The following is a 13,902-nucleotide window of genomic DNA, read 5'->3' as shown; positions in this document are numbered from 1 at the left end:
AATTATCTAAGGGACTTAGGGAGGATCGGCTGTGGTTGCTCAAGGCACCCACAGCCGATGCTCATTGTTAGTAAGTTAGGTTCGCGCATCCAAGCGCTGAGTTCCCCAACGTAAACGGGGACGTGGCTATTGCATAAGTACAGATTTTGTAGGTGCCCCGCTGGGTGACAGCTTTCTTCGCCGTGTAGCCATGGTTACCGGTCACTCCCAATATCTGGTTAACATCAGGCCGCGGCTGGTCCGCCAGCACAGCAAAGTTACTGACGCTCCCGTCGGGCGCCGTGACGTATGTGTGAACGCTCAGTGAGTCACTTGGCATGTCCCGGTCTACGGTCCAGCCTCTGGCCACAATAGAGGTGATGCCGTTTACCGTTTCCGTACGCACTGAATCCAGGTAGCCCACTGGGCTGCCGCTGAAGCCGGTTTCAAGGTAGGTGCAGCCGAGAAGCGGATTGCCGGGAGCCACTGGACTTAGCGCGATGGCATAGGTGCAAACCTGGTGTCTGCCGGGACCGCTGATTGGCAAATCGGCCTCATAGCCATGGTCGGCAGGTACCCCGAGCACCGCGTTGACATCGGGACGGGGCTTGGAGGCTGTGAACTTGTGTAGGGTGCTGGTGCCGTCAGGCGCTAGCACATAGGCGTGCACCCCAATCTGGGCGGACGTGCTTCCGTAGTCAACTGCCCACCCTCGAACACTTATCGATGCCTGCGTCCTCGACTTTTTGACGGTCGCCGAATCCAAGGTGCCGACAGGAGTGGTGCCAGGAGCAATCCGAAGCGACCTGCAACCCAGTTCGGTATGAAGATACAGTCCGATCGCGTAGGCGCAGAGACGGTAGTCTCCGGCCTTCTTTATGTCGATGCTTGTTTCGAAGCCGTGATTGGAGCCGACGGCAAATATCCGGTCCACGTCAGGTCGTGATGTATTAGCCGGGAGCTTGTGAAGGGTTCTGCTGCCGTCCGGGCCATAAAGGTAGGCGTGGACTTCGGCCGTCACTGACGGCCGGCTCATGTCCACGGCCCAGCCTCGAATCTTCAAGGATTCCTTGTCGGGAGACCTCTGCTCTGTAACCTCGTCCAGGCTGCCAATGGGCAGCTCAACGCCGTCAGCCGAAAGCGTCTTGCATCCAATGCCTGGGTTGATGAACTTACCTATTGCAAAAATGCAGATGGTGTACTGGCCCGATGCGCTGATCTGAACCTGGCCGTCGTAGCCGTGGTATTCGCCTAATCCCAGCACCTGGTTGACGTCGGGCCTGTAGGCCGTCGCTGGGAATTTGTGCAATGTCTTGGTGCCGTTTGGTGCTGTGACGTAGGCGTGCACCTCCGTTGTGGCACCTGGGAGGGCGCGGTCGAGGGCCCAGCCCCGTACCTGTAGGGAGGTGGTTGTTCCGGCACGTTGCACCGTTGAAGTATCGAAGGAACCCATGGGGACGGAACCGGCAAAGAGGGCGAGTGAGGCATAGTCGCCATTCCAGACGTTGGAGTCACCCGCGAATGGCCCCGTGCTGCTGTACTGCCAAATACTGTAGGTGCTCCAGCTTGCTGAGGGCACCGGCCCGGCGTTGTTGGTGGGTGAACTTGGATAGGCGGCGACCCAAAGAGGATAGTCGCCAAAGCCGGCAGGATTACCCAGGCACTGGTTCCACCAACTCGTATTTGTATAGATGACAGGGAGCCTCCCTGTCATGGATAGCATTGTTTTGCCGAAGTCCCGTACCCAGGACTGCAGCTGTGCGGGAGACATGTTATAGCAGGTGTTCCCGAAGTAGAACCCGTTGATGGTTCGGCCCTCGTAAGGGTTGAACTCGAAGTCCAGCACCGGCGGCATGGTGTAACCGTCTGCGGACCAACTCCCGCCATTCTGCACGAAGTAGCGGGCCTGGTCGGCCCCCGACGACCAGTTGGGGATGGCGAAGTGATAGGCACCGCGGATCATCCCGACGCTGCGCGAGCCCTGGTACTGGGAATTGAACGACGGATTCTTGTAGTAGTTGCCTTCAGTGGCCTTGACGTAGGCAAATCGTGATCCCATGTTCCACTGCTGCTGCCAGTCCACGCTGGGTTGATGTCCACTGACATCCAGGCCCTGAACGCCGAAAGTAGGCATCCACGTACCTTCCGCCGACAGCGACTCAGTGCTGAGTTTCCTGAAGGATTCTGAAGGGGCCGACGCTGTCACCCGCCTGGATCGTTGTCCCATTTCAGCACCTCCCACACCAACGGCGTCTGCCATGGTTTCTGCTGCCTCGGCTGAGGTGGCAGCTGTCTCAGGGGCCACATATGCGGGCTCCGTTGTGGCTGGCGTTGGGGCCGCCGGAGGTGGTGCCACAGCTGGAGAAGTGTTCTCCGCGGGAGGAGTGTTCTCCGCCGAGGAAGTCGCACTGGGTGTGGGTGCGGGGTCGGCGGCAAAGGCAACGCTGGCGAGCCCTGGTCCGGCAGCCATGGAAGCGGTGATCAGCCCTATCAACACCGCGGTGATGGTTGGGCGACGGGACTGAGACGGGTTCCGCTTCATATTGGCTCCGGAGACAATGAGCGTTCACTCGAACGCTCATCTAGTTTGCTGCGCCGGCGATACCCCCCAGGGATTTTCCGGACGCGAGATGTTGACCATTAACGCGCTCACCCTAACACCGTGGTGCGTTCGTGACTAGTGGGTCATTTGGTTCGGGTGATGCTGATGTGACCAGGACTTTCCTTCAGGTGGACCGTGCCCAAGGAACCGCCGGTGGAAGCGCAGCGTCCGCTTCGCGCGAGGGCAGCCAGCGAACGGCGCCGGCCTGCACCTGCGACGCTCAGGCGAGTACCGCATTCTGATGCCCCTGAGGATCGGCACTGAAAAAGAAGACCTCCGGGGCATGGCTCGCGCTCGAGCCATGCCCCGGAGGTCTTCAAAGGTGCAGTGGGGCTAAAGTCGCTCCCACCTTGTACATCGATTCTCGGCCAGGGTTAACCTCCCAGGAAATATCCGTTCAGGTCACTGATCAGGTGCGAGCTTCCGCTCGACGAATTCAGCAGGGAGACCTTCCCGTCCGTCCCCACCGGGACGGTGACGGAGTTAGCCACGGTCTGGTTCTGGGAAAAATTAACGTTTGATGTGTTGGGCGCCGTGGTGGCGGATGGGTATGCCCGGATATGGCCGAAGCTCTGGGGCTGGGTCACCGTCAGGTTGAACACCACCGCCGAGACTTTGGCAGGAATCCCGCTGGTCCCAGTTACCTGGAAGCTTAGGACAGAGTTCGCCCCCACCGGAGAACTGCTGCGGGTGTCCACGAACCTGGACGGTTTCGTGGCGACGAAGGCCCCAACCGCAGTTGGCGTCCCTCCGATGTAGTAGCCACTGACGTCCGCGATTACATGGGTAGTTCCGCCGGAGGTGTTCATCAGCGTGACCTTTCCGTCTGAACCGATCGGAACTGTAACCAGGTTGGGCACAGTCTCGTCTTTCAAAAAGTTCACGCTCGACGTGCTTGGTGCAGTCGTACCCGAAGGGTAAGCGCGGATGTGTCCGAAGCTTGTCGGCTGCGTGGCTGTGAGGTTGAAGACTACAGCTGAGGCGTCCGCCGGAACCCCTGAGACTCCAGCCACTTGGAATGAACGAGTGGCGTTCGCAGCCAGCGGCGTGCTGGAACGGGTGTCCATAAAGCGGGACGGCCCCACAGGGACAAACGCCCCTGGCACAGCCGGGGTTCCGTCGAGGTAGTAGCCGCTCACATCAGCGATCAGATGGGTGCTTCCGGTGGAGGTGTTCAGCAGCGTGACACTACCGTCCGCGGTCACAGGGACAGTTACCGCATTAGCGACAGTCTGGTTTGCGGAGAAGTTAACGTTGGAGGTGCTTGGCGCAGACGTACCTGTGGGGTACGCACGGATGTGTCCGAAGCTGGTCGGCTGCGTGACGGTAAGGTTGAAGACTACCGCTGATACCCCGTTCGGAATCCCCGGAGCGCCGGCCACCTTGAACGACACGCTGGCGTTTGGACCTACGGGAGAGGCGGTGCGGGTATCTAGGAGCCGAGTGGGGCTTACGGGCACGAAGGTGCCCGGCGCCGTCGCGGTATTCGTGGCCTCAGCGCCAAAGTCAGAGAACCAGTAGCGCCCTTCGTCGTCGTCGCTGGCCAGAATCACCACGCCGCTTTCCCGCGTGACGGCCTGCTTGGTGGTGGTCACGTTGTTGACGCTGGGTGATGCGTCCTGGATGACCGGGGTGCCGCGGCCGGCGGGGAAGACCGGGTTATCCAGCGAAGCTGTCTTTTGATAGATAGCGCCGGACACTCCGCTGTACGGGCAGCCCGTCACGGTTGTTGCCGGACCGGACTGGAAGGCATGGATCTTGTTGTTTTCGGGATCAAGCACAATTTGCGGACGGGTGTGGCAATCTTTGATCGTCGAGATCGTGTACTTTTCGAATGCTGCCGTGGCTGGCTTGAAGACCAGCAGCTGTAGCTGGGGATCAGAGTTTTTCGCCGTGGAGTTCATATCGAAGCTCGTCTTGACCGCTGCGAACACGCGTCCGCTGTCGTCTGCCTGCAGTGATTTGATGTTGAGGTGGTCGTCAGCCTGGTTGGGTCCGCGGACGGCAGACTGTACCTTCCACGACGTGGCGGCCTGACCGTCAGTGCGCGTTGCCCACCAGACCGAGCCTGTCGTATGGTCGGACCACATAACCCCGATCTTATTCTTGCCGAAGGCCACGATCGACGAGATGTCATCGGGTGCGGCCGCGGCGCTCTCGCCTGAAAGGGATTGCGGCGTGCCCCAGGAAGTGCCACCCGCAGCAGAGTTGTTCACCATAACGGCGCTTGTATAGCCTCCGGTCGGGACACCGGACACCTGGGTCCAGGTGGCCCAGACTGCTCCCGTGCTGTCCTTGTCGATAGTCATCGACTCGCTGCTGTTCGTGGTGATAGTGGTAGGAAATCCACTGCTGCGCGTGTACTTTCCGTCGGCATACGTGTACCGGTACAGCCTTGCGGGGGAGTCCGGGCGGGACGCTTTGGGCCCGTCTTCAGTGGAGATGGTGACCACATGGTGGGCAATGTAGAGGTGCGTGCCATCCCAGAGGGTGTCTGCCGATGTGTTGGCACGGCTGTCCACTACCACCCCGGTGTCTACCCACTGCTTGGCGGCCCGGTTCAGCTTGTGGATCTTCCAGCCTCCTGCGGTCCACATATCCGCCCACCAGGAGCCATCGTTCCACCACAACTTGCTCTGCGGCTTATCAGCCGTGGGGGGATTTCCAACGCCTGTGTAATTGAAGCCGGCGGTGCCATAAATCGGCGCCGGCGGCGGCGGAGGAGGTGGCGGCACCGTGGCGCTCGCAGGTCCCCCCATGGCTGCTCCAAGCCCGGCGAGGACAAGGGCTGTTGCCAGCCCCTGACTCAGGGCTCGTTTGATCGATTTCTTCACGGTACTCCTTAAACGTTCCGCCCCAACGCTGTCGCGTCCAGGTCCCTGAGGAAGCTGGTGCCCCCGATGATTCATTTACCTCCTGTGCAACACACGCCGCCCGAGTACCCCTTACTCGCATTTGCCGGGTAGGGCACTGAGATCGTGATTCCGGTACTCATGTCAGAGCGCCGGAACGCCGTGGGATTTCCATAGCGGGGCGGGCATGTGGTTTTCGGCGGGCACGCCCGGCTGCGGGCACTCGGCACAACGTGCGCTGGCAACAAGCGCGCCGGCGTCGTCCTTGTGAAAGTGAGTCACGTGGTGGGTGGTCCTGCCGCATGCGGGGCAGAAGCTTTGGCTCTGTTTGGTCCACATGGAGGAATCCTATGGAGAGGAGCTCGCCGATAAAGACAAAACGGTGGAAGTATGTGGATGCCCGCAGGGTTTATGTGCCAATACCCACCCGAGGGCGAGCGCCGGCCCGGTAACAGCCGGGATCAGCTTCACCCAGCGAACTCGCCAGATCCGACGTTGAGCCCGTGCGTGGCGGCCGTTCATAGGCCCATGCCGGGCGGCCGCATCGATGGTTGTCCACAGCTTGGCCAATATGACTTGTTGCCGTGCTTGACCATCTTTAGGCTTTATCCCAGTTGCACTGCCTCCGCCGGGGGCGGCAGTTGTATTGGGGAACTTATGGACGCGCTGGGAATAGTCGAGGATGAAGTCCGCGAGCTCATCCGTCGCCGAGGGCTTGATCCCCTCCATCAGGCCGGTGAGGTCCGCCGCCTGGTGGAGGCAGCAGTAACGGATTATGACGAGCGGGCTCTGATGGGTCCGCTTCCTCCTCTTGGGCCCTTGGATGCGGCCCGCAAATTCCTCTTCGACGCCGTCGCCGGGTTCGGCGTTCTCCAGCCCCTCCTGGACGATCCAGCCATCGAAGAGATTTGGCTGAACGCTCCACATGAGATCTTTGTGGCGCGCAACGGCGAATCCGAGCTGACATCGCTGAGCCTCAGTGAGCAGCAGGTCCGCGATCTGGTGGAGCGGATGCTGAAAAGCTCCGGCCGCCGGCTGGACATGTCCTCTCCGTTCGTGGACGCTGCCTTACCCGACGGGTCAAGGCTCCACGTGGTTATCCCGGATGTGACGCGCAAGCACTGGGCAGTCAATATCAGGAAATTCGTGGTCAAGGCCAGCCGCCTGGAGCATCTCGTCGACCTGGGCACGCTGACGCCCCAGTCAGCCCGATTCCTTGGCGCAGCCGTCTCCAGCGGACTCAACATCCTGGTCTCGGGCGCCACCCAGGCAGGCAAGACCACCATGCTCAACTGCCTGGCGGCCAGCATTGGAAGCCGGGAGCGTGTTATCACCGTGGAGGAGATTTTTGAGCTTCAGTTTCCCCTGCGCGACGTCGTCGGCCTGCAGTGCCGCCAGCCAAACCTTGAGGGCGAAGGCGAAATACCGTTGCGCCGCCTCGTCAAGGAAGCGCTCCGCATGCGTCCGGACCGCCTGGTCGTGGGGGAGGTCCGTGAAGCGGAGAGCCTGGATATGCTCATCGCTTTGAACAGCGGCTTGCCAGGCATGTGCACCGTCCACGCGAATTCAGCACATGACGCAGTCACCAAGATCTGCACCCTGCCCCTGCTCGCGGGTGAGAACATCTCTTCAGCCTTTGTCGTCCCCACCGTCGCTTCCTGCATCGATCTCGTGGTCCATTGCAGCCGGCAGGCCAACGGCCGCAGGGAAGTAACCGAAATTCTCTCGCTGGGCCGACGCGTGGAGAACGGCATCATCGAGTCGTCTCCGGTCTTTGCGATGGTGGACGGTGCACTGCAGCCCCGGGCCAACTCGATGCCGGCCGCTGAAAAATTCAGCCGTGCAGGGTACGACGTCGCGGCGCTGCTGGATCCGCGATGACGGCGGCTTTGCTGGGGATCACCACGGGGACGGGCCTCTTCCTCATCTGGTGGTCCTTCTGGGAGACACCGCTCCAGGGGCCCAAGGAGCGGAAGGTCAGCCGCCTGGGTGACCTTCTCGCCTCCGCCGGCGTCGACAAGGTATCCCCGGGCAGCCTCGTCGGCACGTGCGCGGGGCTCGGTTTACTTGTGGCATTGGTGTTTTACGCGGGCAGCCGATCCTGGCCTATTGCCGGCTGCTTCGCGCTGTTTGCAGCGTGGCTCCCCATCAGCATCCTGCGCTGGAGGGCAAGAAAGCGAAGCGCATTGCTGCGCCAACTGTGGCCGGACGTCGTAGACCACCTCCGCTCGGCGATCCGTGCCGGCCTGCCGCTGCCGGAAGCCCTCATACAGCTGGGGGAGAAGGGACCTGAAGAGCTCCGGCACATGTTCCGGGAGTTCGGTGGGGACTACCGCGCCGGAGGGCAGTTCGATGCCTCCCTCAACAAGCTCAAACACCGGCTCGCGGACCCGGTTGCCGACCGTATTGTCGAAGCCCTCCGCCTGACCCGCGAAGTTGGCGGTTCAGACCTCGGGAAGTTGCTAGGAACGTTGGCTGAGTTCCTCCGCGAGAGCGCCCGCACCCGCAGCGAGCTCGAGGCCAGGCAGTCCTGGACCGTCAACGCGGCACGCCTTGCGGTGGCAGCACCATGGATCGTCCTGATCCTGATGGCAACAAGGCCGGAGGCCGTGCAGGCATACAACACCGCCGTGGGCGCTGCAGTCCTGCTCGGTGGCCTGGCAATTTCGCTGCTCTGCTACTCGATCATGCTGAGGATCGGGGCACTGCCCCGGGATGAGCGGGTGCTCAGATGATCGATACAGCTCCTGCCGCCGTCGTCTGCGGGCTTGTCCTGGGGACGGGTCTGTGGCTCGTCATCTTCAGGTCACCGCCTATGCGTGCGACCACCCTGACGGAACGCATCGAGCCGCAGTTGAAGTCCCAGAACCTGGAATCACGGCTCTTGGTCCCGGCGGAAGCCAACCCGACGCCTTTCGGCCCGCTCGGACGGATACTGCGTCCGGTGTTCCGGGACGGCATGGCGGCATTGGGAAGGCTGAACCCGTCGCCGGGGGCCACGACGCGACGACTGGCGCAGGCGGGGATCAACAAGACTTCCCTAGACTTCCGGGCGGAGCAGCTTTTGTGGGCGGCTGCCGGCTTTGTGGCTGCCCTTGGCATTACCGCGACGGGAGCTGCCGCCGGCAGGTTCAATCCACTGCTCGCCGTTGTCGCCATCCTGGGCAGTGCCGTGGGCGGCTTCATGCTGCGGGACTACTGGCTCGGTGTGCAGGTCAAACGGCGTGAATCGAGGATGATGGCGGAATTCCCGAGCCTCGCTGAACTGATGGCACTCGCGGTCAGCGCAGGGGAGAGTGCCACCGGAGCCCTGGACAGGGTTTGCCGCAGTGCCAAAGGAGAGCTCACCAAGGAGTTCGCGGACATTCTTGCCGAGACCCGGGCGGGCAAGCCTCTGGTGCAGGCACTGCAGGAATTTTCCGCACGTACGGACCTGGCGCCGCTGGTGAGGTTCGTGGACGGCATCATCGTCGCTGTCCAAAGAGGCACGCCGCTGGCAGATGTTCTGCGTGCCCAGGCCCAGGACGTGCGGGATACCGCAAAACGCGACCTGATGGAGGCCGCAGGCAAGAAAGAAATCGCCATGATGGTGCCGCTCGTTTTCGGCGTGCTCCCGCTGACGGTCGTGTTCGCCGTCTTCCCGGGCCTCGCGGCCATCAACTTGGGCCTGTGAACGAAGACACCCATGGCCGGCGCCGCAATGCAGAACAATCGAAGAACCAACCAGGAATAGGACGGGAAATGAAAATGATGGGAATTCGCTGGGCATCCCTGCTCTTTGTTGTGAACACCGCCCTGGGCGCGGCCCTTCGCCCGGCAGCCCGTCGCGGCGGCGTCCGTAGTGAAAGCTGCGACCACAAGGAAAGGGGAGACGTGCCGGGCTGGGTCATGATCACCCTGATGTCGGCTGTGCTGGTGGCTGCGCTTCTGGCCCTTGCCGGACCGGCACTGGAGTCAATGTTCAACCAGGCGATGGATACGGTCGGAAGCTAGCCGGTGCCCAGGTCCTCCCACCCGCCAGGCCCGGTCCGCGGAGTCCGCCGTCCGGCGGGGACGCGGGAGCAGGGCTCAGCAGTAGTGGATTTTGTCCTGGTGGGAGGACTCCTCACAATGTTCTTCCTGGCCATCATCCAGCTGACGTTGATCCTGCACGTCCGCAACACGTTGATCGATGCCGCGGCATCAGGGGCCAGGTACGGCACCCTCGCGGACCGGGGAGCGGCCGATGCTGAGGAGCGGACCCGCAGCCTGATCGGCTCGGCCTTGACTGCCGGATTTGCCGAACAGGTGAGTACCAGCGAGGTGACTGTCCAAGGCCTCCGCAGCCTGGAAGTGACGGTGCGGGCGCCGATGCCGGTCATCGGGCTCATTGGCCCCCGCGGGATGCTGGAGGTGAAGGGACATGCCGCAGTGCAGCCATAGGCTGGGGGCACGACTCCTCAAACGCAGGATGGTCCAGGCTCTGTGCCTGCGACCGCCATCAACAGCTCAAGGACAGGAAGGCAGGGGAGGGCGCGAGCGGGGGAGCGCCGTTGTCGAGTTCACCTTCCTTGGACTCCTCCTCATGGTGCCGCTGGTGTACTTCGTCATTACCGTGGGTCAAATCCAAGGCGGCTCGTTTGCCGTCGTGGGCGCAGCGGACCAGGCAGCCAAGGTCTACGTTGCCCAGCCTGACGAACCGACGGCGCAGACGGCCGCAGAACAAGCGGTGTCCATCGCCCTGGCCGACTTCGGGCACCAGCCGGACGAGGCAAGCATCTCCACGACATGCGACCCCGCCGACTGCCAGGCTCCGGGCACCGCCGTGACCATTACGGTGAGCCTGTCGGTGCCCCTGCCGTTTGTGCCCTTCAACAGTGGCTTCCGGCTGGCCGCAAGCGAGGTTGAAGCCTCCGCAACACAACTGGTGGGCAGATTCAGATGACCGCCAGGGCAAACAACGAGGACGGCCAGATGACGGTCATGATCCTCGGGTACGTGACCTTGGCTCTGCTGGTCGCCAGCGTGGTCATTGGCATTTCCTCTGTGTACCTCGAACATAAGCGGCTGCTTTCCCTTGCGGATGGCGCCTCCCTTGCGGCAGCAGACAGCTATACCCTCGGGGACGTTGACACACAGGGCGGCAGTCCTTCAGCAACACTGAACCCGGCCCGGGTCAGGAACGTCGCCGCGGACTTCGTCTCAAGGAGCCCGGCTGCCCAACGCTTCAGCGGACTCGCCGTCGCGGGGTCAACGGGCAGCCCCGACGGCTCCACCGCCGTCGTTGTGCTGACAGCTGCTGTCCATCCTCCGGTGGTTAACTTCCTGGTGCCGGACGGCATAAGGATCGAAGCGACGTCGACGGCGCGTTCGCGCCTGACGCGCTGACCGGACAGAGAGGGACCGGCAGCGGCCGAGGTGGCGCAAGGCAGAAAAAGGCCGTGCATGCCGAAGCTTGTGCCGGATAGCGTAGGCTTAAACAACCATGGCCAATATTGATTTTTCCGCTGAAATCCGCGCCCTTCGCGCCACCTACGACTCCATTGAGCGGGTCTCTGATGTAGACGCGCTCAAGGAAGACATCGCCGAACTGAGCGAGCGGGCAGGCGAGCCGGACCTGTGGGACGACCCCTCAGCGGCGCAGAAAATCACCTCAAAACTTTCGCACAAGCAGTCCGAACTTGAGCGCCTCAACAAGCTCGCCTCACGGATCGATGACCTCGAAGTCCTGGTGGAGCTGGGCCAGGACGAGGACGACGCCGATTCCATGGGAGAGGCGGCCGCAGAACTCGAGTCCATCAAAAAGGCCCTGAAGGAACTCGAAGTGGTCACCCTGCTCTCCGGAGAGTACGACGAGCGCGAAGCTGTCGTCTCCATCCGTGCAGGGGCCGGCGGCGTGGACGCTGCAGACTTCGCGGAGATGCTGATGCGGATGTATCTCCGGTGGGCGGAGCGCCACGGCTACCCCACCACGGTCATGGACACCTCCTACGCCGAAGAAGCCGGCCTGAAGTCAGCAACTTTCGAGGTAAAGGCGCCCTACGCCTTCGGCACCCTCAGCGTCGAGGCGGGCACCCACCGGCTCGTCAGGATCAGCCCCTTCGACAACCAGGGAAGGCGCCAGACGTCCTTCGCCGCAGTGGAGGTCATCCCGCTGATCGAGCAGACCGACTCCATCGAAATCCCGGACAACGAGATCCGCGTCGATGTCTTCCGCTCATCAGGCCCCGGCGGCCAGTCGGTCAACACCACCGACTCTGCCGTCCGCCTCACCCACATCCCCACCGGCACCGTCGTCTCCATGCAGAACGAGAAATCGCAGTTGCAGAACCGCGCCGCTGCCATGCGGGTGCTGCAGTCCAGGCTCCTGCTGCTCAAGAAGGAGCAGGAGGACGCCGAGAAAAAGGCACTGGCCGGCGACGTCAAGGCCTCGTGGGGGGACCAGATGCGGTCCTACGTCCTCAACCCGTACCAGATGGTGAAGGACCTTCGGACAGAGCATGAGGTCGGCAACACCTCCGCCGTGTTCGACGGAGAAATTGACGACTTCATCGACGCAGGCATCCGGTGGCGCACGGATAACCGCAACGCCGAAAAATAGGCCCCACAGCGGGGCCAGGCCTGCGGATCCGGCGACACGCCCCCTGAAACCAGTGTGATACGCGGGAACTCCTGCGTATAGTCGAGGGGCCGGGGCCCTACTTCCCCCACACGAAACCCGCGCACCGGCTGCAGAACTGGGCTGCATCAGAATCAGCCATGCCCTGCAGGGTACTTAGGGCCATGATCCGATTCGAAAATGTCACCAAGGTCTACGACCAGAAAGCCCGGCCTGCGCTGGACTCTGTCAACCTTGAGATTGACCGCGGCGAATTCGCCTTCCTGGTGGGCGCATCCGGCTCCGGCAAATCCACCTTCCTCAGGCTTGTCCTCAAGGAAGACCGGGCCACGTCAGGTGCCGTATATGTTGCCGGCCAGAACGTCGCCAAAATTTCCAGCTGGCGCGTGCCCAGGCTCCGCCGCGGAATCGGCGTCGTCTTCCAGGACTTCCGGCTCCTGCCCCAGAAGAACGTCTTCGCAAACGTCGCATTCGCCATGCAGGTCATCGGCAAGAGCCGCAGCGTCATCCGCGATACCGTCCCCGAGGTCCTGAAAACTGTGGGCCTCGAGGGCAAGGAACACCGCATGCCGCACGAACTCTCCGGCGGTGAGCAGCAGCGCGTGGCAATTGCCCGCGCCGTCGTCAACCGTCCAGGGATCCTGCTCGCCGACGAGCCCACCGGAAACCTCGACCCCACCACCTCGATGGGCATCATGGGCATCCTGGACAAGATCAACCAAAACGGAACCACCGTCGTCATGGCAACCCACGACGACGACATCGTCAATGAAATGCGGAAACGCGTGGTGGAACTCAAGAACGGCGTCGTCATCCGTGACGAGGCCAGGGCGCTCTACACCTCGATGATTCCGGTTGTAGGCCAGTCGCGCAGGCTCAAGGACGCCAGCGGGCGGGACGCCACCGAAACCGGGCTTCCCGGCGAAGGCGAGGGGCAGCGATGAGGCTCGCGTTTATCCTCGGTGAGATTGGAAGCGGGCTCCGCCGCAACCTGTCCATGGTGGTTTCGGTCATCCTGGTCACGTTCGTCTCGCTCACCTTCGTGGGCGCAGCCGGCATGCTGCAGATGCAGATCAACCAGATGAAGGGCTACTGGTACGACAAAGTCCAGGTGGCCATTTTCCTGTGCAGTGAAGGCTCGACGGCGGCAGGTTGCGCCAGCGGGCCGGTCACCGCCGAACAGCAGGCCAGCCTCAACTCACTGCTGGAGTCTCCCGCCGTGGCGCAGTACGTCAACGACTTCCAGTTCGAGTCCAAGGAGGAGGCATACAACCACTTCAAAGACCAGTTCTCCAATTCGCCCATCGTGGACTCGGTGACCCCCGACCAGCTGCCGGCGTCCTTCCGGATCAACATGAAGGATCCGGAAAAGTACCAGATCATCAGTGAGACCTTTTCCTCCCAGCCCGGGGTTGAGACGGTCATCGACCAGCGCCAGCTGCTTGAGCGCCTGTTCTCGGTGATGAACGGAGCCTCCCTGGTGGCAGTCAGTATCGCCGGCGTCATGATCGTCTGTGCAATCCTGCTGATCGCCACAACTATTAGGCTCTCTGCCTTCAGCCGCCGCCGCGAAACGGGAATCATGAGGCTGGTGGGTGCGTCCAAGACAGTGATCCAGCTGCCGTTTATCCTCGAGGGCGTCATCGCCGCGGTGATCGGTGCCGCCCTCGCGTCGGCAACGCTTTGGGCCGTGGCACACTTCTTCCTCGGCGAATTCATGTCCCAGCAGTATCCGGACACTGCCTTCATATCCTCCGGCCAGACGCTGATCCTGGTTCCCGCACTGCTAATCCTTGGTGCATCCTTGGCTGGAATTTCGTCTCTCTTGACCTTGCGCAGATACCTTCGCGTCTAGGTATGCAAACCAAACA

14 protein-coding genes are annotated in these 13,902 nt (G+C 62.2%); 11 read left to right on the top strand and 3 right to left on the bottom strand.

Translation table 11 applies throughout. The features are described 5' to 3' along the window. Positions 1 to 67 precede the first annotated feature (67 nt). On the bottom strand, positions 68 to 2,113 hold the full coding sequence (locus tag HTS88_RS20415; protein ID WP_246256518.1) for a lysozyme: 2,046 nt from the start codon (positions 2,111 to 2,113) through the stop codon (positions 68 to 70). 124 nt (positions 2,114 to 2,237) lie between these two features. On the opposite strand from HTS88_RS20415, the gene HTS88_RS22300 reads away from it, so the two are divergent. Continuing rightward, positions 2,238 to 2,504, top strand: a complete 267-nt coding sequence (locus tag HTS88_RS22300; protein ID WP_246256517.1) for a hypothetical protein — start codon at positions 2,238 to 2,240, stop codon at positions 2,502 to 2,504. Positions 2,505 to 2,955: 451 nt separating this feature from the next. Here HTS88_RS22300 and HTS88_RS20410 read toward each other — a convergent pair whose 3' ends face one another. Both HTS88_RS20410 and HTS88_RS20405 read right to left on the bottom strand, forming a co-directional pair. After that, positions 2,956 to 5,178, bottom strand: a complete 2,223-nt coding sequence (locus HTS88_RS20410) for a hypothetical protein (protein ID WP_174181761.1) — start codon at positions 5,176 to 5,178, stop codon at positions 2,956 to 2,958. 399 nt (positions 5,179 to 5,577) lie between these two features. Next, positions 5,578 to 5,715, bottom strand: coding sequence for a hypothetical protein (locus HTS88_RS20405; RefSeq protein WP_174181759.1), 138 nt, complete (start codon positions 5,713 to 5,715; stop codon positions 5,578 to 5,580). A 375-nt stretch (positions 5,716 to 6,090) separates the two neighbouring features. Between HTS88_RS20405 and HTS88_RS20400 the strand changes: the two genes are divergently transcribed. The 10 genes from HTS88_RS20400 (at position 6,091) to ftsX (ending at position 13,886) form a co-directional block, all read left to right on the top strand. Next, on the top strand, positions 6,091 to 7,314 hold the full coding sequence (locus HTS88_RS20400; RefSeq protein WP_174181757.1) for a TadA family conjugal transfer-associated ATPase: 1,224 nt from the start codon (positions 6,091 to 6,093) through the stop codon (positions 7,312 to 7,314). Next, positions 7,311 to 8,168, top strand: coding sequence for a type II secretion system F family protein (locus HTS88_RS20395; RefSeq protein WP_174181755.1), 858 nt, complete (start codon positions 7,311 to 7,313; stop codon positions 8,166 to 8,168). Before HTS88_RS20400 ends, HTS88_RS20395 begins: the two co-directional genes overlap by 4 nt. Next, the gene (locus HTS88_RS20390) at positions 8,165 to 9,106 is read left to right on the top strand and encodes a type II secretion system F family protein (RefSeq protein ID WP_174181744.1); all 942 of its coding nucleotides are present in this window, start codon (positions 8,165 to 8,167) and stop codon (positions 9,104 to 9,106) included. Before HTS88_RS20395 ends, HTS88_RS20390 begins: the two co-directional genes overlap by 4 nt. 68 nt (positions 9,107 to 9,174) lie before the next feature. Beyond that, positions 9,175 to 9,426 carry a hypothetical protein gene (locus HTS88_RS20385; protein ID WP_174181734.1) on the top strand — a complete coding sequence of 84 codons (252 nt, stop codon included), beginning with the start codon at positions 9,175 to 9,177 and terminating at the stop codon, positions 9,424 to 9,426. Positions 9,427 to 9,510: 84 nt separating this feature from the next. Next, complete coding sequence (locus HTS88_RS20380) at positions 9,511 to 9,855, top strand: TadE family protein (protein WP_377088061.1); 345 nt, start codon at positions 9,511 to 9,513, stop codon at positions 9,853 to 9,855. Positions 9,856 to 9,997: 142 nt separating this feature from the next. After that, positions 9,998 to 10,357 (top strand): hypothetical protein, encoded by a 360-nt coding sequence (locus HTS88_RS20375; RefSeq protein ID WP_343045037.1) that lies wholly within the window; start codon positions 9,998 to 10,000, stop codon positions 10,355 to 10,357. Next, on the top strand, positions 10,354 to 10,800 hold the full coding sequence (locus HTS88_RS20370) for a pilus assembly protein TadG-related protein (RefSeq protein WP_246256515.1): 447 nt from the start codon (positions 10,354 to 10,356) through the stop codon (positions 10,798 to 10,800). Before HTS88_RS20375 ends, HTS88_RS20370 begins: the two co-directional genes overlap by 4 nt. A gap of 97 nt (positions 10,801 to 10,897) precedes the next feature. Then, positions 10,898 to 12,013 carry a peptide chain release factor 2 gene (prfB, locus tag HTS88_RS20365; protein ID WP_174181728.1) on the top strand — a complete coding sequence of 372 codons (1,116 nt, stop codon included), beginning with the start codon at positions 10,898 to 10,900 and terminating at the stop codon, positions 12,011 to 12,013. 182 nt (positions 12,014 to 12,195) lie between these two features. Then, positions 12,196 to 12,975 (top strand): cell division ATP-binding protein FtsE, encoded by a 780-nt coding sequence (gene ftsE, locus HTS88_RS20360; protein WP_174181725.1) that lies wholly within the window; start codon positions 12,196 to 12,198, stop codon positions 12,973 to 12,975. Next, positions 12,972 to 13,886 carry a permease-like cell division protein FtsX gene (gene ftsX / locus HTS88_RS20355; RefSeq protein WP_174181723.1) on the top strand — a complete coding sequence of 305 codons (915 nt, stop codon included), beginning with the start codon at positions 12,972 to 12,974 and terminating at the stop codon, positions 13,884 to 13,886. Before ftsE ends, ftsX begins: the two co-directional genes overlap by 4 nt. The last annotated feature ends 16 nt before the right edge of the window (positions 13,887 to 13,902 follow it).

The organism is Pseudarthrobacter oxydans (assembly GCF_013314975.1).
Classification (GTDB): Bacteria; Actinomycetota; Actinomycetes; order Actinomycetales; family Micrococcaceae; genus Arthrobacter; species Arthrobacter oxydans.
Note: the sequence above shows the minus strand (reverse complement) of the source record. Positions and strands in the feature narration are given on the sequence as shown.

Bases quoted from the DNA above. Each gene is read 5' to 3' on its own strand.
- HTS88_RS20415 (WP_246256518.1), bottom strand. From the start codon at position 2,113: ATGCCTACTTTCGGCGTTCAGGGCCTGGATGTCAGTGGACATCAACCC.
- HTS88_RS22300 (WP_246256517.1), top strand. From the start codon at position 2,238: ATGGTTTCTGCTGCCTCGGCTGAGGTGGCAGCTGTCTCAGGGGCCACA.
- HTS88_RS20410 (WP_174181761.1), bottom strand. From the start codon at position 5,178: ATGTGGACCGCAGGAGGCTGGAAGATCCACAAGCTGAACCGGGCCGCC.
- HTS88_RS20400 (WP_174181757.1), top strand. From the start codon at position 6,091: ATGGACGCGCTGGGAATAGTCGAGGATGAAGTCCGCGAGCTCATCCGT.
- HTS88_RS20395 (WP_174181755.1), top strand. From the start codon at position 7,311: ATGACGGCGGCTTTGCTGGGGATCACCACGGGGACGGGCCTCTTCCTC.
- HTS88_RS20390 (WP_174181744.1), top strand. From the start codon at position 8,165: ATGATCGATACAGCTCCTGCCGCCGTCGTCTGCGGGCTTGTCCTGGGG.
- HTS88_RS20385 (WP_174181734.1), top strand. From the start codon at position 9,175: ATGAAAATGATGGGAATTCGCTGGGCATCCCTGCTCTTTGTTGTGAAC.
- HTS88_RS20375 (WP_343045037.1), top strand. From the start codon at position 9,998: ATGGTGCCGCTGGTGTACTTCGTCATTACCGTGGGTCAAATCCAAGGC.
- HTS88_RS20370 (WP_246256515.1), top strand. From the start codon at position 10,354: ATGACCGCCAGGGCAAACAACGAGGACGGCCAGATGACGGTCATGATC.
- prfB (WP_174181728.1), top strand. From the start codon at position 10,898: ATGGCCAATATTGATTTTTCCGCTGAAATCCGCGCCCTTCGCGCCACC.
- ftsE (WP_174181725.1), top strand. From the start codon at position 12,196: ATGATCCGATTCGAAAATGTCACCAAGGTCTACGACCAGAAAGCCCGG.
- ftsX (WP_174181723.1), top strand. From the start codon at position 12,972: ATGAGGCTCGCGTTTATCCTCGGTGAGATTGGAAGCGGGCTCCGCCGC.